The organism is Lysinibacillus capsici (assembly GCF_020217405.1).
GTDB lineage: Bacteria > Bacillota > Bacilli > Bacillales_A > Planococcaceae > Lysinibacillus > Lysinibacillus capsici.
Genome location: NZ_CP084108.1, coordinates 1566842 through 1588709, shown reverse-complemented (window position 1 = coordinate 1588709; position 21868 = coordinate 1566842). Strand labels below are relative to the sequence as shown.

General features: G+C 31.9%; 21 protein-coding genes. 2 read left to right on the top strand and 19 right to left on the bottom strand.

Annotated features, from left to right (window positions below):
• Positions 1 to 15: 15 nt before the first annotated feature.
• From LCP48_RS07540 to LCP48_RS07510, 7 genes are all read right to left on the bottom strand, one after another.
• Positions 16 to 1164 carry a thiolase family protein gene (locus LCP48_RS07540; protein ID WP_004232635.1) on the bottom strand — a complete coding sequence of 383 codons (1149 nt, stop codon included), beginning with the start codon at positions 1162 to 1164 and terminating at the stop codon, positions 16 to 18.
• A 226-nt stretch (positions 1165 to 1390) separates the two neighbouring features.
• Complete coding sequence (locus tag LCP48_RS07535; protein WP_009370824.1) at positions 1391 to 1564, bottom strand: nucleoside-diphosphate kinase; 174 nt, start codon at positions 1562 to 1564, stop codon at positions 1391 to 1393.
• Positions 1565 to 1718: 154 nt separating this feature from the next.
• On the bottom strand, positions 1719 to 2771 hold the full coding sequence (locus LCP48_RS07530) for an HNH endonuclease domain-containing protein (RefSeq protein WP_009370823.1): 1053 nt from the start codon (positions 2769 to 2771) through the stop codon (positions 1719 to 1721).
• A 23-nt stretch (positions 2772 to 2794) separates the two neighbouring features.
• Complete coding sequence (locus LCP48_RS07525; RefSeq protein WP_009370822.1) at positions 2795 to 3121, bottom strand: nucleoside triphosphate pyrophosphohydrolase; 327 nt, start codon at positions 3119 to 3121, stop codon at positions 2795 to 2797.
• Positions 3122 to 3374: 253 nt separating this feature from the next.
• On the bottom strand, positions 3375 to 4529 hold the full coding sequence (locus LCP48_RS07520) for an ATP-binding protein (RefSeq protein WP_009370821.1): 1155 nt from the start codon (positions 4527 to 4529) through the stop codon (positions 3375 to 3377).
• 374 nt (positions 4530 to 4903) lie between these two features.
• On the bottom strand, positions 4904 to 5287 hold the full coding sequence (locus tag LCP48_RS07515; RefSeq protein WP_036218962.1) for a YkvA family protein: 384 nt from the start codon (positions 5285 to 5287) through the stop codon (positions 4904 to 4906).
• 320 nt (positions 5288 to 5607) lie between these two features.
• Positions 5608 to 7005, bottom strand: a complete 1398-nt coding sequence (locus LCP48_RS07510; RefSeq protein ID WP_009370819.1) for an RNA-dependent RNA polymerase family protein — start codon at positions 7003 to 7005, stop codon at positions 5608 to 5610.
• Positions 7006 to 8662: 1657 nt separating this feature from the next.
• Between LCP48_RS07510 and LCP48_RS07505 the strand changes: the two genes are divergently transcribed.
• Positions 8663 to 10636: an FRG domain-containing protein gene (locus LCP48_RS07505; protein WP_009370818.1), complete on the top strand. Its 1974-nt coding sequence runs from the start codon at positions 8663 to 8665 to the stop codon at positions 10634 to 10636.
• 673 nt (positions 10637 to 11309) lie between these two features.
• On the opposite strand, the gene LCP48_RS07500 is transcribed toward LCP48_RS07505, so the two are convergent.
• The 5 genes from LCP48_RS07500 to LCP48_RS07480 form a co-directional block, all read right to left on the bottom strand.
• The gene (locus tag LCP48_RS07500; RefSeq protein ID WP_009370817.1) at positions 11310 to 12605 is read right to left on the bottom strand and encodes an HNH endonuclease; all 1296 of its coding nucleotides are present in this window, start codon (positions 12603 to 12605) and stop codon (positions 11310 to 11312) included.
• A 276-nt stretch (positions 12606 to 12881) separates the two neighbouring features.
• Positions 12882 to 14009, bottom strand: coding sequence for a hypothetical protein (locus tag LCP48_RS07495; protein WP_009370816.1), 1128 nt, complete (start codon positions 14007 to 14009; stop codon positions 12882 to 12884).
• 23 nt (positions 14010 to 14032) lie between these two features.
• Positions 14033 to 14215 (bottom strand): hypothetical protein, encoded by a 183-nt coding sequence (locus LCP48_RS07490; RefSeq protein ID WP_404805892.1) that lies wholly within the window; start codon positions 14213 to 14215, stop codon positions 14033 to 14035.
• Between the two features lie 856 nt (positions 14216 to 15071).
• A complete protein-coding gene (locus tag LCP48_RS07485) occupies positions 15072 to 15668 on the bottom strand; it encodes a hypothetical protein (RefSeq protein WP_009370813.1) in 597 nt (198 codons plus the stop codon).
• 85 nt (positions 15669 to 15753) lie between these two features.
• Positions 15754 to 15921, bottom strand: coding sequence for a hypothetical protein (locus LCP48_RS07480; protein ID WP_009370812.1), 168 nt, complete (start codon positions 15919 to 15921; stop codon positions 15754 to 15756).
• A gap of 134 nt (positions 15922 to 16055) precedes the next feature.
• Between LCP48_RS07480 and LCP48_RS07475 the strand changes: the two genes are divergently transcribed.
• Positions 16056 to 16412, top strand: coding sequence for a helix-turn-helix transcriptional regulator (locus tag LCP48_RS07475; RefSeq protein WP_009370811.1), 357 nt, complete (start codon positions 16056 to 16058; stop codon positions 16410 to 16412).
• Between the two features lie 137 nt (positions 16413 to 16549).
• Here the strand turns inward: LCP48_RS07475 and LCP48_RS07470 are convergent, their stop codons facing one another.
• From LCP48_RS07470 to folE, 7 genes are all read right to left on the bottom strand, one after another.
• On the bottom strand, positions 16550 to 17587 hold the full coding sequence (locus LCP48_RS07470; protein ID WP_009370810.1) for a tyrosine-type recombinase/integrase: 1038 nt from the start codon (positions 17585 to 17587) through the stop codon (positions 16550 to 16552).
• A gap of 115 nt (positions 17588 to 17702) precedes the next feature.
• Complete coding sequence (gene ndk / locus LCP48_RS07465; protein WP_004232627.1) at positions 17703 to 18119, bottom strand: nucleoside-diphosphate kinase; 417 nt, start codon at positions 18117 to 18119, stop codon at positions 17703 to 17705.
• An 86-nt stretch (positions 18120 to 18205) separates the two neighbouring features.
• Positions 18206 to 19180 (bottom strand): heptaprenyl diphosphate synthase component II, encoded by a 975-nt coding sequence (gene hepT, locus LCP48_RS07460; RefSeq protein ID WP_004232625.1) that lies wholly within the window; start codon positions 19178 to 19180, stop codon positions 18206 to 18208.
• Between the two features lie 19 nt (positions 19181 to 19199).
• Complete coding sequence (locus LCP48_RS07455; protein WP_004232623.1) at positions 19200 to 19904, bottom strand: demethylmenaquinone methyltransferase; 705 nt, start codon at positions 19902 to 19904, stop codon at positions 19200 to 19202.
• A gap of 15 nt (positions 19905 to 19919) precedes the next feature.
• Positions 19920 to 20687 carry a heptaprenyl diphosphate synthase component 1 gene (locus LCP48_RS07450; RefSeq protein WP_225340826.1) on the bottom strand — a complete coding sequence of 256 codons (768 nt, stop codon included), beginning with the start codon at positions 20685 to 20687 and terminating at the stop codon, positions 19920 to 19922.
• A 263-nt stretch (positions 20688 to 20950) separates the two neighbouring features.
• Entirely contained in the window at positions 20951 to 21169 is a 219-nt protein-coding gene (gene mtrB / locus LCP48_RS07445; protein ID WP_004232621.1) for a trp RNA-binding attenuation protein MtrB, read from the bottom strand.
• A gap of 62 nt (positions 21170 to 21231) precedes the next feature.
• Entirely contained in the window at positions 21232 to 21801 is a 570-nt protein-coding gene (gene folE, locus LCP48_RS07440; protein ID WP_009370809.1) for a GTP cyclohydrolase I FolE, read from the bottom strand.
• Positions 21802 to 21868: the final 67 nt, after the last annotated feature.

The window sequence follows — 21868 nt, the reverse complement described above, 5'->3', positions numbered from 1 at the left end:
CAGACATATCCCCTTTTACATTTTTTCAATGATCGTGGCATTGGCCATTCCCATTCCCTCACAAATCGCCAACAAGCCGTAACGATAATTCTCTCTCTCCATTCGATAGAGCATAGTCGTTAACAATTTCGTACCTGTTGCCCCTAATGGATGTCCCAGCGCAATTGCTCCTCCATCAGGATTGAGCTTCTGTGGGTCTCCTCCTATTTCATGCAGCCATACAAGCGGCACAGGTGCAAAGGCTTCATTTACCTCATATGTGTCGATATCCTCTATGTTGAGACCTGACCGTTCTAATGCTTTTCTAGTAGCTTCGATTGGCCCTGTCAGCATTAATGTCGGATCAGAACCCACGACCACTCTTGTCACAATTTTAGCGAGTGGTTGAATGCCTAGTTCTCTTGCTTTATCCAATGCCATCACGACTACAGCTGAGGCCCCATCGCTCATTTGGCTCGCATTGCCTGCAGTAATCGCGCCATTCTCTTGAAAGACGGTTTTTAATCCATTTAAAATATCAACGGTAGTTTCTGCACGAGGACCCTCATCAACCGCAAATGTTGTCACTGAGCCATCCTCTTGCGGAACTTGAATAGGTAGTATTTCAGCTTGGAAATGACCCGCTCTAATGGCGGAAATTGCTCGTTGATGGCTTTGATAAGCATAGCTATTTAGCTGTTCTTTCGATAAAGACCATTGGGAAGCGATTTTCTCTGCTGATAATCCTTGATGGATAATATCATAATTTTCCTGTAAGCGGTTACTAGTATGTGCATGTTGCATGTTTGAGCCCATTGGTACTCTTGACATGCTTTCTACCCCACCAGCAATGACAATGTCCATATCCCCCGCTAAAATGGCCTGTGCTGCAAAGTGCACGGCTTGTTGGCTTGAACCACACTGACGATCAATGGTTACTCCTGGCACACTCTCTGGGAAACCAGCCATTAATAATGAGGTCCTCGCAATATTTGCCCCTTGTTCAGCTGTTTGGGTCACACACCCCAAAATGACATCGTCTACTTGTTCCTTACCAATGCCTGCACGCTTTACAACCTCCTGTAATACATCCGCTGCTAAATCATCTGCTCGAACTTGACTTAACGCGCCCTTACTTCTACCTACAGCAGTTCTCACAGCTGCTACAATCACCACTTCTCTCATGTCCATAACCCCTTTTTCACGTCATCCTCATAGTTTATTGACGAGTCTACTAAACTATTCCTAACTTAATTATCAGAATATTACATTATTTATTGTACATGAGTAAGAAGTTTTTAACAATTCTATATGTATCTAGTAAGAAATTATTCGTCAGAATGATCCCTCCCTTTTTTTTGCGCAATAAAAAAGCAATCTCAAAAATTGAGATTGCTTGATCTATTCGAAATTAAACTAAATCTTCACCGAAGAATAAGCCGATTTCGCGCTCTGCAGAAGCAAGAGAGTCAGAACCGTGGATGATGTTGTGAGAAACAGTTGTTGCATAGTCACCACGGATTGTACCTGGGTTACTACCAAGAAAATAGACTTTAACTATTGTCTCTGAAATCAATAATATCATGGGTTCTCTGAAATAAACGAAAAAAACTAAATTAGAACTGAGCTTTTACCTTCTATTAATCTGTAACTATACATTACTTTTAGCAATGTTAGCAAGTAGAAGTAGGAAAATTCCCCCTATAATAAAGTCATCTTTTTGCAAGTAAACTTCTATTTTAAAATCCAATGTCATACTCTAATTTAGGTTTCCACTTTGCTCTACTTAGGGTCTCCGCAAGTCTATACATTAGTTTTAAAAAATCTGCTCTTTGCTGTGGATTTTTCCCTGTTCGCATAATAATCGTTTCTTTTAGCGGATGATTGCTTTCAATTAGATACTCATTACGCTTATACAATCGTTGTAAAAGAGGGTCTTCAGGTAGTCTAGCAAACTTCCCATTAGCTTCACCTCTATTGCAGTCCTGACAGCTTAGAACTAGATTCCAAATACTATTTAAGTCTAAATCATGTGTACTGTTGAACTGTGTTGATAGCGGTAAGAAATGGTCAATGTCACAAGTATTTAATTGGTTACTTTCAATTGAAATCGGTCTATAGCAATAAAAACATTTTCCCTTTTGATATCCGTTTAATGGCTTTCTAGCAGAAGTTAGATTTATTCTTTCATGAGACAACATGAATTGCTGTGGTGTCATAGGCTTTATAAAGAAAAACTGCTCAAGATCTGTATCAAACTGAACTTCTAGTTTTGGATTTCGTTCAGTCCATGCGTTTTCAACTAAGTTCCATCTACCTTCAATTTCATTAAATATATTTACTTTTTGGGCGCTTCCGTTCAACAAAAATATACTATCAGTCAACGTAATTCCTAAAGTCTTTCCTTGTATGGACTTCTCATAAAAATTTTTATCAAGTTCACCATTAGGAATGTTATGAAAGGCATCTATCACATTGTTAAACCCTACTTTTTCAGTAACTTCAAGTAATTGTTCCCACTTAATTTGGTTTTGATGAAATAAATTCAAGGCACTAATAAACTTAGATGACTGACTTGTTATTTGTCGTTTCCCGTTCCTAATATGCTCTAACATGTACTTTGCAAATATAGGGGATAATTCTTCTAAGCTAACAAAACTTTTATTACTCTCACCTAATTCAAGTAATGTTTTAGCAAACGCAAATTTATAAGTTGCAACATTTCTACCAAATAAGTATATCGAGCGAAAATTCGATTCCAAAGTATTATCATTGTCTAAGTAATTATTCATCTAAACACTCCATTGAAAATAGGTTACTTATCCTCTACATCAATTAAATAAATCGCCTTTTCAAATCCTCCACGTTTAGCCTTCTTCTGTCCTCTAATCGCTTCCAGTTCATCATAACTTACATCTAATGCATTAATAGCTGTATGTACTAATTCTAAAATATCTGCTAATTCTTCAATACTTTCTTGTACATTATCTGTTCCATGAAACTCTTTAGCTTCTTCAATCATTTTTGCTTTTACTTCCACTAGAAGTTCCTTCGGTTCTAAAATTCTTGCATTATACTGTAAACCATCCGCTTCAATAATCTCTAAAATCTTATCTCGTACTAATTTATTATATACAGGCATTGTCATTCTCCTTTATGTGATATATTAACTTACTCTCATTGTACTAAATTACAAACTAAATTCATAACTCAAAAGTTACCCATCAAAAAGGTACTTATTTGAACCTCTCAGTAAGCACCTAGCTTCTTACTATCTACTCACTTGAAATAATGATTTTATCTAACAAAATAATATTTATTGATTTGAAATTTTAGTTAATTTTCTTCTAGACACTATACGTTACTTACATAAAAAGTGATAAATTAAGTGGCTATTATTTAATTTGAAGTTCTAATTTTGTTCGAATTGGAAATGGTAGGTTTTTACCATACAATTCACAATTTACTAATACACTTTCCCCAATTAAATTACCATCTATAAACACTCTAATATCTTCATCAAAAAATTGTACAGTCTTCTTATGAGGTAAATCTCCATAATTCCATTCAACAATAAAATGAGTTTCATTTTCTTCTACTATCGGATAATTATGATTACAAAAACTATTGAATTTATTAAATATATTATTTGGTTCTTCAGGAATCTCTTCAAAAACCATTAAATTCCCATCATATTTAGGTAATTTCAATATCATATTCGCATCTTCGATATACTTCTCAGAATTGTTTTTTATAAATACATTTAAATTTATACTTAATGACTCACTAATATAGTACATATCTTCCTCTTGATAATAACTCTCTATATCAGCTAGCATTTGCTCTAATTCCTCAGTTGTTCTCTTTGATAAAGGTTTTTTATTAGAACTCAATAATGCATTATTAATATCAAACCCTATATCCCATTCAACTACTAAACCATATTTTCTTCTTTCTAAAATATCTTCAATTTCTCTTTTAGCTTTACTTGATGGAAGCTCATAATCTTTCTCTATAACTGTATTTAACTTTTCAGCCATATCTTTAGATAAACCCATACTAACTTTGTTATTAAATAAGCGTTTTTGTTTAAATGTAAGTATTTCATCTAAATCGCTACGAGTAATTTTATCTTGCTGACTTCCTTTTCTAATAAACATATCACCTTTTTTTAATTTATCACCAAAGTTTTTCTTTAACATATATGGTGGGTTATCGCATTTATCAATTTCAATAATCCCTAGTAAATTTCCATCTAAATTAAACGAATAGTAATCAATTTCAATGTATGGCTCTATATTCTCTCTGATAATTTGTTGATACGTAGCTTTATCAACAAATTCTTTTTTATTAATTGGAAAACACTCTTTACAACCACTTGAAGTTTCTTTAATACCAATAACAATATACTTCTTTTTTCCAATAGGTGTATTTGCCATTGAAATTACATCTTTTATTAAATCAGAATACTTTGGTTTCAAATATTGTTCCCTTTTAAAATCTAAAGTTGTATTCTCTGTTTCATTTTTTATTAGCCACTCTAGTTCCAACTTCAATCTCCCTCTTTTCAATTAATTAATAATAGCTAAATCATGCCTACTATCACCAATATCTATTAATCATCGCTTAAACATATTATACCTTTTATTAAACTACCTTGATAAAACAAAAAACGAGATAAACATAGAGTTTATCCCACTTCTTCGCTCATATTATCTAATCGCTTCCCTAGCACTTGAGCTGTCTATATGCTATTTGGAACTCACTTGTCCAAATTGTTTAGTTAGCTCCATAGTGAATTACTCACATGACACTTTATAACCTTACATTAGTCTTCTACTATAATTTCATCTGCCCCCATAACATAATGTTTATTTTAGAACAAAATAAGAAAGGCATCATTGTTCTCATTAAAAAGTTAATATCATAGTTTATCATCTATATCAGATGTATCTACATCTTCTCCAAACCAATCGTTTAACTTATCTTTTGCTTGTTTTTTTATATCTTCATCAATATACATAGCCACTTGAAATAATGCTACCATAACGATAGATAAATCATCGATATAACCTACCCCTATAGCAACATCTGGAATTAAATCTAATGGAAGAATAAAGTACCCTAATGCCCCAGCAATAGTAGCTTTTACTTTCAAAGGTACCTCAGGTTTCTGCAATGTAAAATATAGGAGTAGAACAACATATATAACTGAGGAACCAGCTTTTTTAGAGAATTTTCGGATTTTTTTCCACAGCTTTTCATCAGAATAATATTTTTCATGATTTTTTATAGCTTCGTCTTCCATGTTATCTGCTTCGAACTTTAATTTTTCTATTTCTTTTTCTTCAAAATTTACCCCCTCTATTATTTCTTTATGCATCTCTTCAAATTTATCATCAAGTTTCTTTTTCCTAAACATTTCAAACAATTCATGTTCCTCCAACTATATTCAATTATTTAATAAAAATATAAATTTTCCTTAAATAAATATACCCTATTACCTAAATAGATAATGTTGATTTCAATTTTTTCTTTTCTACTCATTTAAGACGAATTGTTTAAATGGTCTTCAATGAGATTATATGTTAAATTCGCATGCTTCTGCTTTTTTTATTTTCTTGACATTTAGTTAGAATATTCTTTTTTATATTCTTCTAAGCGTTTATGAATTTTATTCCAATGCCTTTTAACTTGCTTACGAATTACTACTTCCACTGGTAATTCTTCCATAATTTTTTGTGCTTTGTATGCATAGCTTATGAAATTTCCTTTTCCCTTATAATTCCTACCAAGATGAGAGTATAAACCATAAAAATTACGCATATACGCATTTCTTCCATATATTAGATTGTATTTTGCCAATACTTTAGTTTTTTTATATGCACGATTGTAAAATTTAAACAAGCTTTTCTCTCTGACTTTGATTACTTGGCCATCAAATATAAAACCTAAATAATCTAACTTTGAATCATAGCCATGTAAATCAAGCATTTTATTTCCATTATAATTCAAAATAATAGTCTTTTCCTTCTGTAAATGTAAGTCATCATACTTTTCAATGATAGAATATATTTCTTCTACAATTGATGCCATTTCATCGTCATTCACGTTTGGAATTATCCATATTAAATCATCACAATATCTTCTATATAAAGCATTCTTTTTATCCGACCAGCATTTCATTTCAATATCAAATTTAGTTAACCTAATATTTGAGCATACAGCACTCATTCCAGACCCTTGTGGAATACCGTATGGATTTCTATTTGCTTTTATGTTCAATTTTTTTTCTTTCACAAGTTGCCTAAACACTTTTAAATCCATATAGCTATTAATTTTTCTATATTTGAGCATATCTTTCAACTCATCTTCACTATACTGACTTTTTAAATGATTATCTAAATCCGATTTTTCTATATAATGAAACTTAGTTATAGATTTGAAAACATTATAATTATCTTCTGAAAGCTCATCTACATGTAGCAATTCTTTTATAGAGGTCTTTAAATGCTTATGTGATATTTTATCAAAAAATGACGAAAAATCTAATGCGATTATTAATGATTTTTCTGTTCTAATAATAAAATCAAATACATCTCTTGCGAAATGAATATTATTCTTGCCCTTTTTATTATTTCTGTACGCAAGTACATTCTCATCAATACCATTTTTTATTGCATATTCGTTATATGTATTATTTAGTTCATCTCCATAATATTTGTAAATAAAACTATCAATATGAGAGGCATAGTTAATTTCTCTCTTTTTAGGTTTTTTATATTTTATATGTCTTTGATTAAAATTTTTATTAAGTTTTAATTTCTTATAAGACCTGTTACTATGTCCTTCTTTAAAAGTATATTTTTTCAAATCAATACTATAATGAATAAACGGTAAAAAAGCGTGTTTACTAACCCATTTCTCATCTTGGATAAGTTTGTAAACACGCTTTATAGGAATCCTTTTATCTATATGTAAGTAGTTTTTAGATTTATAATTTTCGAAATAACTAATATCCTTCATTTATTTTCTCCTTTGCAGAGCTGGGGAGGTAGTAACCTGGGTCTATTAACAGTGACCTCCCTAGCATACAAAATACTCATCTGACTTTTGTCTAATACAAAGACAGAAGGACCCATAAATAAACAATTATTATATAATCATCTTATAATGATTAGCGTAGGAGTTGATTGTAGAATGCCTAACGATATCGACATGAGAATTGTAATCTTACTATTTAGCATAGTAATCGAACAATCGTGCGACTATCTGCTTGACAACATCAAACCTTGCACTCGTATTCCCAATTAAATACGATAATCAAATTTTACAGGATTTTATTATAATTTTGAATAGTAAAATTTTGACACAATAAATTTAAACAACAAAATATAATTATCTTTTATTCTTTGCTGTAACTATTAAATTCGTTGTGAATATAGAAGTAGTAGAACTAACCTTCTTTCCATCTCATCCATGGATAAGCTTACAATTCCTTACTATTTTCTATTTTAGTAAATTAGTTTGACTTTGTGTAAAAAAATTCTTTTTCTTATCTGACATATTTTTGACCTTCACTGACCAATATATTAATTCGACCTCTAAAAGCGAACTACAAATCCTGTGGCTCTATATTACCCAAAAATAAAAGCATATCAATTACGATATGCCCTCAATTCACTAGAAAAAAGAAATACTTTTAATGCTATTTTCAATTGATTCCTCCTTAATACCGATGTATCGAAATGTAGTTTTTTGTGACGAATGGGTGAATATCTCCATTAATGTTGCTAAATCCTTTGTAGCTTGATAGTATGTGTAACCAAACGTCTTACGATTATATGTGTACCAATTGAATTGTTTCCTATCATATCACCAGTTAGAAATAATACGATAAGCTGTGTTGTTGTAATATGACCACTACCCTTAAGACTAGGAAATAGGTATACCGCTTCTTTTGGTAATGTTTCTATGTAATCAACAATATCAGCCATTTAGCTATTTAAATAAACCGTTCTTTCCTTCTATGTCTTGCCTTCACGAATTTTAAAACTAGATTTGCCTTTCATTCGCTCAACTTCTAAAGCAATCACCACAACGTAATCCTGTTGACCTAGTTATCAACTCTATCAACATACAAAAGAGCATGTACGAAATATGACGCTTTCTCAGTGAACGAATCAACTTCCCTCATATAGGCGTTCCGACAACTCCTTAGATAATTTATGCGATTTACATGACCTACAACTTAAAACCTTTACTCAATCTTGCCCCAACTCATCTCAAAATAAAAACGAGATATACATTTAGTTTATCCTGCTTTTTGTTGCTTTTATTTCATCGCTTCCATAACAATTGAGCTTGTTCAGTACACTCATCGGAAAACACTTTGCAGTTGGCTTTTCGGAAACACTAACAAGTCATACTATAACCTTGCACTAGCCCTTCTACATACTAACCTGCTCACTTAAAATAATGATTTTATACTCTTATCGCAACAAAAAAGAGATACAGTACAAGCCCATTTTTCTATAACATTATGCGGTTAATTTGAACGATATTCTTCACTAGTGTGTACTACTTATTTACGAACCTTTTTCAAATATTTTTATCATTTATTATGTAATATTACCTTTATTTGAATTAAATAGTATATAATTGGAACAAAGGGGGATTTAAGATGGATGAAATTTTAGATAACTTTTTTAACCAACTTTATTTAAATAAATACATTTGTATAGAAGATTGGTTAAAAAAAAATAACGATATTCCTCATGGGGAATTTTGGTCATTTATAAAAGATAATTTTGAACCTGAGAAGTATCTTTCTGATAAGAATGCTGAGAATAAATATCTAATACTATTATATAATGAATATGCTCTTTTAAAAAAGGACATAGATTTGTTATCTGGAAAAATAACTAAAATTATAGATTTAACTTTCCAATTAAAACCATTTATCAAAAAAATAGAAAAAGATGTGAAGGTAAAATTAAACGATGAAGTTAAAGAAATTCTTAATAAAAGTATAAAAAATGGTGATACAGTTGAATCTATAAAACTACAATTTAATATCGATGAATTAACTTCTAATATATTAAAAAATATTTTCGAAGATTCTTTCAAAGAACAAATCAGACTTCCTGAAAACGTTAGCTTTAATCATTTAATTGATACATCCACATTAGATACACTACTATCTGAATATAACGAAAAAACTACCTTAAAGGATGCTTACTTTAAGAAAATCTATTGTTTATTAATATTCTCCAAAACTCAAATAGATATTCAAGGAGAGAAACGTACATATATTTATTATAGTAATTCTGAAAAGATTTTTATCGCTTCTGAATTTATAACATTTCAAAAGTTAATAAAATATTTTTCTGATTTAAAGGATGATTTCCAAACACCTCGGGCTAACCAATATCTAAAGACATTAAATAGAAAAATCGGTAAAATAGATAAATATTCTACTACACTTTTAAAAGACCAGACACTATCTGAAAATATATTTAAAACTAATTTTGAACCACCTGAATTAAAAAGTTTAATTAGAGAAATCATAGAACTAATAAATTTCCGTCCTTCACAATTTTCTAAAGAAAATACTCTATATTATCGTGGACATTCAGATAGTAACTATACTCTTACTCCGAGTATAGCCCGTAATCCTAAACTAATTGAGAATGAAAATAGACTTTATCACGAAACAATTATTAGATGTAACGATTTCTTTCAAACCTCTAAACATAGTTTGGAAATTTTAACCTTAATGCAACACTACTCTATTCCTACACGCTTATTAGATGTTAGTGCCAATCCATTATCTGCTCTATATTTTACTGTTTGTGATAATAAAGATAATGATGGCGAAGTTATAATTTTTTGCGCCAAAGAAAACGAAGTAAAGTATTATCATAGTGACACAGTTGAAATTCTTTCTACTTTATCTATATTAAATTATTCAGAAAAAAGAGAATTAGAATACGCAATCTTAAATATTGCTAAGCAGTTAGTTTCTAAACTATTAGAAATAATCAATAGTAATAATTCTATTGACAATGACACTTTAAATAAAGAAATACAAATATGTATAGAGTCATTCAATGACTTATATGTAACTAAAAAATTAGTTCATGAAATTGGTAAAAGAAATTCTCATTTCCAAAATGTAATTAATCCCTTTCATTTATACAATTCCTATTTTGTCTTGCCTATAATGAATAATTCAAGAATAACAAGGCAAAGCGGAGCTTTTATAATTACAGGGTTGCATAATAAAGAAGATTCTCAGCAAAACCTTTATAATAACAAATATCATTTACCTTCATCCTTCAAAAATTATATTGATTATTTTAAAGATGAACTCGAAAAAAAGCAGTTACAAATTATAGAAAGTAATTTAACTTCTGATAGGAAATATAAGAATTATATAAAAAATAATTTCCCATTATTTTCTTCTGTTTTTAATAATGAATTAAATTTTTCTAATAACCCAAAAAAATTAAAAAAACTTAGAATTATTATACCTTCAACAAATAATAAAAAAGATTTTTCCGACTGGTTAAGTATTTTCGATATTAATCAAGCTACAATATATCCAGAAATAGAAAAAGTCGGAGAATACCTTAATACAAAGTACAATAAATAGAATAAATTTAACAGGAGTGAACCTAATTAATTCACTCCTGTTTCTTTTAAAAGCTTTTAATTATTTTTTTTAATCAAAACATCGTCTTTCATTCTATGTATCATCAAACTTTTTTGGACGTGTATGTAAAAGGTTTAATTTACAAGATTTCTAATAAGCAAATAGAGACGGTCAGTAGTTGTAATTTATAAGTCAAAAGGTTACTTTTTGCACCTACTTTTATTCCTGTACCTTCCTCTTCTTCATGGCTCTAATTAATGTACTCTTACTGATTCCTATTTTTTCTAACACTTGGTTGTATGAATGGCTTTCTAGCATACTTAAAGCATTTTCTAGTTGTACCTTTATATAAATGTAGGTTTTCTACCTTTTCGATAATTATGATTTTGTTTAGTAATCTCTTTACCTTCCTCTGTTTGCTGAAATGGTGATGTGGGATACTTCTTCCTTCCCAACATCTATTAATGTGAACAATTCACTGTTTAATAAAACTTCCCCAGATTGTCTACCTAAAGACTACCTTTTGAGAGTGCCAACAATCCTTTCTCATAACTTCCTACGACTTTAAAGAATGACTTCTTTTTTGCTCTAGCAAGGTCATAAATTCATTGCATCTAAACTCTACACCCTTTAGATTTGTGATAATAAAGCCCCCACCAAATAAAAATTGATTTTACTTATACATAGTTATTAAATCCACTAGTTCTATACTTATTTCGCACTTATCTAGCCTATTTCTTCTTTCTAAAAATAAACTTTCCAGAATTGGTTTCTTTTCTTCCATTGTTGAGTGATGTACTTTTTTGTGGCATAAAGCACATAAAGAAATGATATTTGCTTCAACATCTAAACTTTTTTTGAATTGCTTTTGAAATTCCATTGGTATTAAATGATGTGCTTCCACATAATTTTCACCTGTTGTAGATGATTTGAAAAACATATGGGAATTGTCATACTCACACTTAAAACCAGCTAAAACAATAGCCTTTTTAGAGGTAACGTGGTTCCTCTTCCATTTGGTTGTTAGAGATTGATTGTATTCACCTTCTATTGGTTCTCTAGGTAAATCTTCAACTACAATAGAGGAATCAATTTCCACTCTCTCAATTTCTTCTTGGAAATATTCTTCATCTTGATTTTCTTCAAGAACATATCTAAATTTTTTGTTCAATAAAAGTCTACAAAAAGAATTGAACTGATTAACATCTAACTTTTGGGAAGATTGATTAAATCCTTTAAATTTACCCCAAACACTTTTTAGTTCATTAGATTTAATTGGTGTAAATACAGCAATGGATGAAGGAACAAAATTGTATGCTCCACTATATCCACCCTCTTTTCTCTCTCCATATAATACTTTTTCTTCAAGAATAGCTGAAGCTATTACACACCCTTTGTACTGGAATAACACTAAAGTTCCTGAAGGAGTTAACATTCCCTTTTTGAAATTATATACTCTATATGGAAGTTCATCATTAAACCATTCTTGCAAGTCCTCTATTGATTTCTCACTAAACTCGGGGTCATCTTCAGACATCGGTAAAAGTCTAATCGCTGGTATTCCCTTATTATTTTTTAATGCTAGTTCATATTCGATTTGTTCAATTTCCTCTTTCAATATATGTATCTCGGAATTTATTTTAACTTTTCCATATCCATTCATTTTCTCTTGCAATTCTTCTAATAGTTCTGGTATATCCTTTTTCTCAAACCATTTTCCCAATATAGATTCAGTTTTTCTACCATCTGCACCAGTACCATCCTTATTGTTATATTTTAAAGCATTCATATTTTTATACCCAATATATTTACTGGGAGCAAACATATCTAACTCTTTAATGTAATACCATTGTCTAAAATGAGAAATGAATCTTCTCCTCAATTCTTCATTTTCTTTTATATCTTTATTAAATTGAATCATATTTTCCTTTATTTCTTTAAGGTCTTCTACAAGTAAAAATTCACCCATGCTTATCCCCACTTCCAAATGTTATAATTTAACTATAACTATAAGTTAATTATATTATACTGTTTCTCATTTGGTAGCACACAACAGAGATGAATGGAAATATTACAAAGTAGAAATTTTAAAGAGCAAACACCCAATTTTTGAATGGGGTTTCTTTACTTTATGTTTGAAATGCTTGATTTGCATTATATGTATGTTTTTGTGTTTTATATAAGGCTAATCAAAAATTCCAAAACCCTTATATTTAGATATAGGTATCTTACCTAATCCGTGTTTTCAATAATCATCTAAGAAGGCTGTAAAATCTTCATCACTTTTATCTTTTTTTATGTATGAAGTTACAAACTCTAATGTTTCATCCATAACACTTGTATTCCCATCCATCGCTTCCAATTCTTCCAAATGTTTTTGCGACATATGTTCTAGTACATCCTGTTGACTTTTTTTACGTTCAATATATTCTAGATATTCCGTTTCTAAACGCGCTACTACTTTGCCCGCATAACCATCTTTCGTTTTGCTCGCTAACATCCTATCAATTTTCTTTTGACCTTCTCTTTTAACATACTCGCAATTTGTTTCCTTCCATGCTCTATAACCTTCAAATTCTATATATGTTTTCCTATCAAAAATTTGCATAAAAATTTTATTATCATTTCTTATATCATTGTCTGTGACTGTTTCTCGCATCTTATCAAGGTAATTTTCAACTTTATATTTTTCGACTGTTTCTTCAAGTTTAGTAGAAGATTTGTCTTTATCCATCACTGCATAAGAATTTGTTTCTTGTCTGATTTCACCTTGCTCATTTTGGTAATACTCACCTTTTACAATATGTAAAAATCTTTTTTCATAGTCTTTAAATGCGGTTTCTAAAGTTGATTTAGCAATACCTAATAATTTAACCCATTCGGATTTAGGTACATCGTATTTGATTCTCTTCCTCCACTCTATAAAAGCTATCACCATTAAAGCTCTACCATCATTGTTTGCAAGATTATAAAGTTTACCAGATAATTTTGTAAATCCTTTAAATATACGTTTTTTTCCTTCCTCATATATTTCAACAATAAATTCAGCCGACAATAACTCCTGTACTTGTTTTACTGTGAAAAAGGCTTTTTTAATATCCCCATCACAATCTATTTCTATATAACCCTTTTCTTCTAAACTCCTAAGGTTTGTAATAACTTGTGCTTTATCACGTTGTTTATTCTTTGTCTGTAAGCATAAATTTTGGATTAACATATCAATAGCAGTCATTGTTTGATTCCATTGTCCTACCTGTCTCATAAATTGTAGATGGACATACAGTATAAATTCATCTGTGGTCAAATGATACTTTGTTCCCCACGCAAATGCCACATTTGGTAGTACAATTTCAGATTGTTCATTCATTTTCATCTTGCCTATTTCCTTTCTTTCGCTTAACCAATATCATAATTTATTTGTCTGTAGTTATCTAAAGCTTTACTTAATTCTGATGTCCTCACAAACATCCAATATTTTTGTAACGAAGTTTCATGATAAGCACATAATAAAAATTTAAACCCTTTTCTTTTCAAATACATCATAACTGCTCTGTTATAACAAAAGAAAAAATCTTTCACAGTCAATCGTTTAACCTCCCTTCTTCCGATTTTTGATGTGGAAAGTTATTGAGTTTTTTAATAGAACGGAACGGCTGTCACCATAACCAATTTCATTAAAAAACATTTATATAACATATTATATCACAAAAGTCAAACTTTTTCAAATTTTATACTATCACCTTATTGACTTTCGCAAAAAAATATGTTATTCAATTTATTCCTTATTGAATAAAGGGGCGAAGCCCCACGTTGCGAAGCAACGTAATAGATTGCGCAAGCAATTAGATAGCATAGAGCGAAGCGACCAATATTCTCTTTATCTATTTATTATATTTATTTTTATTATGTCTATACTGCCCGTTTACAGTATATATTTCATACTTAAATCAAAACTTTAATCTGTTTTTATGTATGCTTTATGTACATTTTTTAGGTAAAATGTTCTTAATTTGTGTATGGAAAGCATACATTTTCCGACACTATAGAAATGAAAAAATATATTTTATGATAAAAACTCAATTTTATCCATTAGACACTAACAGCATAAAAACTAAAAGAAGCGTCAAATACACGAAATTGCATTTTGACGCTTTAATATCGCTAACTATGTGCAGGAGCGGAAGTGCTATCATGTCTTTGACTATTAACATCAACCTATTTGGTCTTTAATACCCCCGTACTACTCACACGTAGAAATCATCTCTATTAACATTATTTTATTCAATATCGCACGTGACGTATTTTTCATACATTTGCGTGGCTGACAGACTCTTTTTTCAGCTTACAGATGAGCTTAAACTTTGTTTATTTGAAAAGCACAGAGTAGCATATCGCTTTATAATTTAATTGAATTACAACTAGATTATAAAAGTTATTACTTAGAAACTCTAACTAGTTCGTTGGACGCTTCATTATAGAGTTTTATAGCTATAACAAAGTTTTCTAAGGATTCACCAACTAGTTCTGATTTACCATTTAAGATACCATCCTCAAACAGCTTTGCACCTTTACTATATTCTTCTAGTGAGCCTAACATTAGTGAATGATAGGTTTTAAACGCATCTGGAGGTGTAGTTTCTACTACAATCAAATGAACCTTGTTCATTACATCCACTAATTCACTAACAGTAGTTCTAAATTTATTGTCGTTGATAATTTGTGGGTTTTCATTAATACTCTTACTCATATTAGTTATTGTTTCTTCATTAACAAGAATAGATTCTGTTACTTCTTTCATAAAATCTATATAACTTAATGTATAATCGACACTATTATAATCTATAGCTGTTTGTGTTATTGTATCAATGGTTTCAGTATTCGCCTTATCTTCTCTTTCACCTTCTGGCACAACCGTAGAATCATTTTCTTTCTCGGCAACCTCGATAATATTACTGTCTTCATCAATAGTCGCACCTTCACACCCTGTTAATGTCGCACCTAGTAATAATAGAACTCCTAATTTTTTTAACATTATTCCCCTCCTGTAATTTTCATTATCGAAAACCCTATGTCCCGCTTCAATTAAGATAAACACTCATATAGCTGTATATGTACCATCAATCTTCTTTCTCGCCATCTTTTTTCTTAGGCTTGGTTACACCCAAAACTTGATTTGATTGGGCAAATTCTAGTGCCTGTAAAATACCAAGTATATAACGCTTTCCTTCTTCATCTAACCTTCTGAAGCTGGACTCTAATTGCTTGTATTGGTCCTCGTTTTCCATGAAACTCCTCCTTTTTCACACCTTATGAGAGTATTATATAATTACATAGAGAGTAATTCAACTGCATTTTAATTATATTTACTTTCAATGTGAGTGAATATATGATATTTTGAATACTAACGAGGTGATATCTATTGTCTACTACTATCAATCAACGTGTTAAACAAGTACGAACTGAACTGAATTTATCGCAAGCCAAATTTGCTAAAGCTATTTCAATATCCAATAGTCATATAGCAGGCATTGAATTAGAGCATCGAAAGGTAAATGACCGCATCATCAGATTGATTTGTATCACTTTCAATGTGAATGAAAATTGGCTAAATACTGGTGAAGGTGAGATGTTTAAAAGCCCTGCTGATACTAAATTTGAAATGGCTATGACAATTTTCAAAGAGTTAAATCCTGATTATCAAGAGTTTGTGTTAAAACAAATTGATGAGCTACTGAAAATCCAAAATAATAGGAAAAATAAAAAAACCAAGGAATAGGGCTATCATTAGTAGCCCTATTTTTTTCTCGTTTAGACACATATATAAGTAGTTTTAGAAGCGGGCTTTGTAAACATAAACTTTTCGCTATTATTGGCTTGTATATGACTTTTAACTAACTCTGAGAAGAAGTATGGTTATAAAAAATCACGTAAATTTTTTGCTACTGTATCAACATCTAACCCCAAATATCTCGTAGTTGTCGATAAGTCAGAATGCGCTAAAGCATGAGATACTAAGTTTATATCCGCCCCACGTTTCACCAAATTCTGAGCATACAACCTTCTAATAGAATGAGGATTAATGTTCTTTAAATTCCACTTTTTACTGTATACCCATAAATTTTTTGCAATTAAATTGGACGGTGAAACTGTATTTGAGATTGGTACGCCTATGTTTGAAAGAAAAATATAATCATTCTTTTCTCTATGTTCTTTCCTAACATCATCATTTATTGAAATTAGTTCTCTTATTAAAGTACACATTTCATCATCTAAAGGGAGAATCAATGGTCTATGCGATTTCATTATCTCTCCCTGTAACTTCAAAAGCATATTTTCAAAATCAATATTCTGTTCTCTCAATGCACCTAATGTTTTAATTCGAATACCTGTTTTGTATAAAAGTAAAATCGCTATGCTATCACGTAATCCCGAATACGTTGATTTATCCAAAAGTGATAACAAGAGTGCCAGTTCACTTTCCGTAGTAGCTTCCTTAACGCTTGTATTTACTTTTATTTTGATGTTTGTCCAAAACTTTGAGTTATACCAACCATTATCGTGACACTTGCTTAAAACGGCTTTAATTTGCTTTAAACGACCATGTAGAGATGTGTCCTTTGCATTTTTGAAACTTGATAAATATTGATAAATTTTTTCATTGTTGATTTCGTGGAGATATTCAACTTTAGTAACTTCAACAAATCGCTTAAAATTATAGTTGTAACTATCAATTGTCCTTGGTCTTAATCCGTTTAGTCGCCATTGTTGATTTAAAATTTGTATGGCGTGTTTAATGGTTATATTTCTGTTATCCAATTCATCAAACGTATCCATTTTAACTATTGAGTTATTGATTTTTGTCACCATTTCTTTCTTTGGTTCTTTTTCAGTTTTGATAGTCAATAAGCTTAAATCAATGTTTGTGTTAACTTTATTGAATGATTTTAACAAATAAAAAACCCCCTAACATTTTTTGTTAGAAGGTAAAAGTTACATCGGAAAAATAGATGATTTTTTTATTAAGTTCTATTCGTAGTTATTTTCGCTACGCTTCTTAGATTCGAAATTAAACTAAATCTTCACCGAAGAATAAGCCGATTTCGCGCTCTGCAGAAGCAAGAGAGTCAGAACCGTGGATGATGTTGTGAGAAACAGTTGTTGCATAGTCACCACGGATTGTACCTGGGTTAGATTCTTCAGGTTTTGTTGCACCCATCATTGTACGAGCAAGCTTGATTACGTTCTCGCCTTCCCATACCATAGCGAATACAGGACCAGAAGTGATGAAATCAACTAATTCACCAAAGAATGGACGCTCAGCATGCTCAGCATAGTGCTTTTCTGCTAATTCTTTAGGAATTACCATTAATTTAGCACCTTTCATTACAAAACCGCGACGTTCGAAACGATCAACGATGTCTCCAATTACTTGACGTTCAACGCCGTCAGGCTTAACCATTAAAAAAGTTTGTTCAATTGCCATGTTTAAAACACTCCTTAAATTCGTCTAACAGGTTTTACACCTACCGATAAATATTAACAAAAAATGAGCTTTTGTACAACAAAAAGCTAGAATTTGCGCTTACCCATGAACAATGCTACATCACGTAATTTTTTCTTAACGGGATGTTTTGGTAAAGCATCAATTTCCTGTAAGGCTTTTTTCAAATATTTATCACTCATACGATTAGCTTGCTCAATTGCATGAGATTTACGCACATATTGCAACATATTTTGACGTTCCGATTCTGTTAACGTGCCTGCAAACACTTTAACTAAGTATGGTTGCATCTCGGGATCATCTTTCAATAATAAAATCGGTAAAGTAATATTCCCCTGTAGTAAGTCACTACCTGCTGGCTTCCCTAGTTCTTTATCGGTTGCCATAATATCTAAAACATCATCGATAATTTGGAAGCTCATGCCTACAAAGTAGCCGAAGCGCTTTAAATGCCGAACTGTTTTAGTATCAACCCCCGCTGCCACAGCTCCAAGCTCACAGCTTGAGGAAATAAGTAATGCTGTTTTGCGTTTGATTCTTCTAAAATAATCTTTTAAACCTTGATCTAATCTAAATTTATCTTCAATTTGAATGACTTCACCGTTACAAATCTCCACCATCGTACGGGCTAAAATTTGATGTACAAGTGGGTCTTCTAACTTTGTTATATATTCCAGCGCACGTGCGAAAATAAAATCGCCTGTGTACATTGCTACCCTGTTATTCCACTGTGATTTGACAGTCGGGCGCCCTCTTCGCATATTGGAGTCGTCAATGACATCATCATGTACAAGCGATGCCATATGAATGAGTTCTAAAGGTACTGCTACATCCTTCATCTTCTCAATGTCATAATCACCAAATTTTGCGCCTAGTAACACAAAAATTGGTCTTATCCGTTTGCCACCAGCTTGTAATAAATGGAGAGAAGCATCGTTGATCAAATATGAAGACGAGTCCACCGCTTTTTCTAACTCTTGTTCAATGATTTCGATATCTGATTTCAAATCGGAATAGAGTAGTTTTAACTTCATCTTTTCCACGTGTGAAAACCTTCCCCCATTAACGTATCTTTTTAAAGCCCATATGCATTGCCGCAGCCCCGCCACTGTATGCTTTGTACGTTACTTTTTCTAATCCTGCCTGCTCAAACAATGCCGCTAACCTTTTCATACCTGGGAAATCATTCGCAGATTCCTGAAGCCAAGAATACTCCTTATAGCTTTTCGCAAATATTTTACCAAATATCGGCATTATATATTTAAAATAAAAACGGAACAGCTGACGATAACCAGGAATTTCAGATTGAGATGTTTCTAAACAAACAACCATTCCGCCTGGTTTAACAACGCGATGCATTTCCTTCAAAACTTGTAAATAATCAGGTACATTGCGAAGACCAAAGCCGATTGTCACATAATCAAACGTATCATCTGGAAAAGGCAACTCCATCGCATTTCCATGAACTAGTTCAATTTGTGGGTATGGCTCTACCTTTTTTTCGCCAACTTTCAGCATGTTTTGACTAAAGTCTAGTCCTTTTACTTCTCCACTTTCACCAACAGCCTCTGCCAGTGCGATTGTCCAGTCTGCGGTGCCACAGCATACATCAAGTGCTTTTGATCCAGGTTTTACAGCCATGTGCTTCATTGTATCGTTACGCCAGCCAACATGCATCTGGAAACTAATTACACCATTCATTTTATCGTAGTTTTCCGAAATACTTTCAAATACTTCGTGAACGTGTTCTTCTTTCGTTTTAGCCATTTTGAAAAACCTCTCTTATCCGTTAGTAGAAGCAATGGATGCCTCTACATGTGCATGTAAAGCTTGTTTGATATCACTTTGTAAAAAGGATGCCTGATTAATGATCTGTGATAGTTCTGTTTTTAAATGCACAATTTTCCCTTGGATGACGCTATTAAAGGTTGCGCCATTACGTCTGACACTTTCTTCTAGTGCCTTACCCATTAAAGATATTTGCCCACGTTGATAAGCTGTCCATTCTTTTTCTAAACGCAAGATTAATAAGCTTTTTTCTATAAGTGGTATATATTCACTGAAAGAATAAAGATCAAAAAATTGAGCAATTAACCCAGATTCTATCGTACTCATCGACGTATACCACTGTTCCATTGTTCGTTGTTTATTTTCATAAACTTTAATTTGGTTTTCACATCGTGCCACAATACCTTGTGACAAGTTTCGAATCAATGCGACATTCCCTGACATTGCTAAAATTTCATAATAACGACCACTATAAAAATCCCCAGCTAAAACGGTAAGCTGCTGTTCTTTTGATGTTGCGTCTAATTCTTTTATATGATCGTGAGCCGCTAATGCTGCGTACACTATGCCAACAGAAATTGCAGCCTCTTGTTGCTCTTGTTGCCACTCTTCACCATTCAAAAACGGGATTAACAAATAAAACAGTTGATTTTCATCTAGCACAGGTACACCTGTGTATTTTTGCAAAGTTCTATGACGAACATCCATGAAAATCTCTGTTTTTAACTGTGCAATTGAATTTTGAATGTATGTTGCATTCATAGACCTTACTCCATTTCACTTTCAGATACGTTAGCCCTGTACAAGGCTAAACGCTTGCTTACTGAGTCATTATAGCATACGCAACGATGCGGAATAAAAAAAATTTGCTTTCTTCATAGCACAGGCAGTAAAGCTCTCCCAAAATTAAATGTTGGAATGCTAACTGCCCATAGACCTTATACTAAGTTTTTCACATCTAGTGTTTTTATATGTGCTGTAGAACGTTGAACAGCATTAAAACTTATCGTAAGAAACAAAATCTCTTATTTTTTCGCTTCGCTATTGATCACGCCATGTGCTGTATGAATTTGCGCTTTACCGCGTATTTTCATGGCAGACGTATGTTCTGTAAATTGAGCAATCATTACTTCGCCGGCATCTAATTTCTCTGAATGATGGAATTTCGTATCTGTTCCACGTGTTAATCCAATGACATGTACACCATCTTCTTCTGCTTGAATAACAATATAATCTTGTGACATCTTTGTACACTCCTTAAATCCGACAAATTCTTAGTTCATCATAACATAATTAGACACGCAATTTAAGACATTTGAATAAATGACAGCACTTCTCTACGTTTCACTTCATCTTCCTCATAAATACCGCGTGCAACAGATGTCACCGTTTTGGAACCAGGTTTTTTCAATCCACGCATTGTCATACACATATGCTCTGCCTCGATCACAACATAAACACCTTTTGGCGAAAGCATCTCCATAATTGTGTCCGCTACTGAAGAGGTAATACGCTCTTGTAGTTGTGGTCTGCGGGCAATCGTCTCCACTGCACGTCCTAACTTACTCAGTCCTGCAACAACGCCGTCATTTGGTATGTATGCAACATGTGCTTTGCCATAGAAAGGTACCAGATGATGCTCACACATCGAATAAAAAGGTATATCTTTGACAAGCACTAGTTCTTCATGATCCTCATGAAACACCGTTTTAAAATAATCTTTAGCATCCTCATGCAAGCCGCTGAACATTTCTGCATACATTTTTGCTACACGCTTCGGCGTATCCAATAAACCTTCACGATTAACATCTTCACCTACCGCTTCTAAAATCATTTTTACCGCTTCCTCTATTTTCAATAAATCAATATTCGACATCAAAAAACCTCCTGCATATCAAAACATTACACATTTCCCTATGCATCGTAGCACATCCAAAAGGTAA

What these genes read in the sequence shown, in the direction of transcription:
- LCP48_RS07540 (WP_004232635.1), bottom strand. Translation starts at nt 1,164, where the DNA reads ATGAGAGAAGTGGTGATTGTAGCAGCTGTGAGAACTGCTGTAGGTAGA.
- LCP48_RS07535 (WP_009370824.1), bottom strand. Translation starts at nt 1,564, where the DNA reads ATGATATTATTGATTTCAGAGACAATAGTTAAAGTCTATTTTCTTGGT.
- LCP48_RS07530 (WP_009370823.1), bottom strand. Translation starts at nt 2,771, where the DNA reads ATGAATAATTACTTAGACAATGATAATACTTTGGAATCGAATTTTCGC.
- LCP48_RS07525 (WP_009370822.1), bottom strand. Translation starts at nt 3,121, where the DNA reads ATGCCTGTATATAATAAATTAGTACGAGATAAGATTTTAGAGATTATT.
- LCP48_RS07515 (WP_036218962.1), bottom strand. Translation starts at nt 5,287, where the DNA reads ATGGAAGACGAAGCTATAAAAAATCATGAAAAATATTATTCTGATGAA.
- LCP48_RS07510 (WP_009370819.1), bottom strand. Translation starts at nt 7,005, where the DNA reads ATGAAGGATATTAGTTATTTCGAAAATTATAAATCTAAAAACTACTTA.
- LCP48_RS07505 (WP_009370818.1), top strand. Translation starts at nt 8,663, where the DNA reads ATGGATGAAATTTTAGATAACTTTTTTAACCAACTTTATTTAAATAAA.
- LCP48_RS07500 (WP_009370817.1), bottom strand. Translation starts at nt 12,605, where the DNA reads ATGGGTGAATTTTTACTTGTAGAAGACCTTAAAGAAATAAAGGAAAAT.
- LCP48_RS07495 (WP_009370816.1), bottom strand. Translation starts at nt 14,009, where the DNA reads ATGAAAATGAATGAACAATCTGAAATTGTACTACCAAATGTGGCATTT.
- LCP48_RS07485 (WP_009370813.1), bottom strand. Translation starts at nt 15,668, where the DNA reads ATGTTAAAAAAATTAGGAGTTCTATTATTACTAGGTGCGACATTAACA.
- LCP48_RS07480 (WP_009370812.1), bottom strand. Translation starts at nt 15,921, where the DNA reads ATGGAAAACGAGGACCAATACAAGCAATTAGAGTCCAGCTTCAGAAGG.
- ndk (WP_004232627.1), bottom strand. Translation starts at nt 18,119, where the DNA reads ATGGCAATTGAACAAACTTTTTTAATGGTTAAGCCTGACGGCGTTGAA.
- LCP48_RS07455 (WP_004232623.1), bottom strand. Translation starts at nt 19,904, where the DNA reads ATGGCTAAAACGAAAGAAGAACACGTTCACGAAGTATTTGAAAGTATT.
- LCP48_RS07450 (WP_225340826.1), bottom strand. Translation starts at nt 20,687, where the DNA reads ATGAATGCAACATACATTCAAAATTCAATTGCACAGTTAAAAACAGAG.
- mtrB (WP_004232621.1), bottom strand. Translation starts at nt 21,169, where the DNA reads ATGTCACAAGATTATATTGTTATTCAAGCAGAAGAAGATGGTGTACAT.
- folE (WP_009370809.1), bottom strand. Translation starts at nt 21,801, where the DNA reads ATGTCGAATATTGATTTATTGAAAATAGAGGAAGCGGTAAAAATGATT.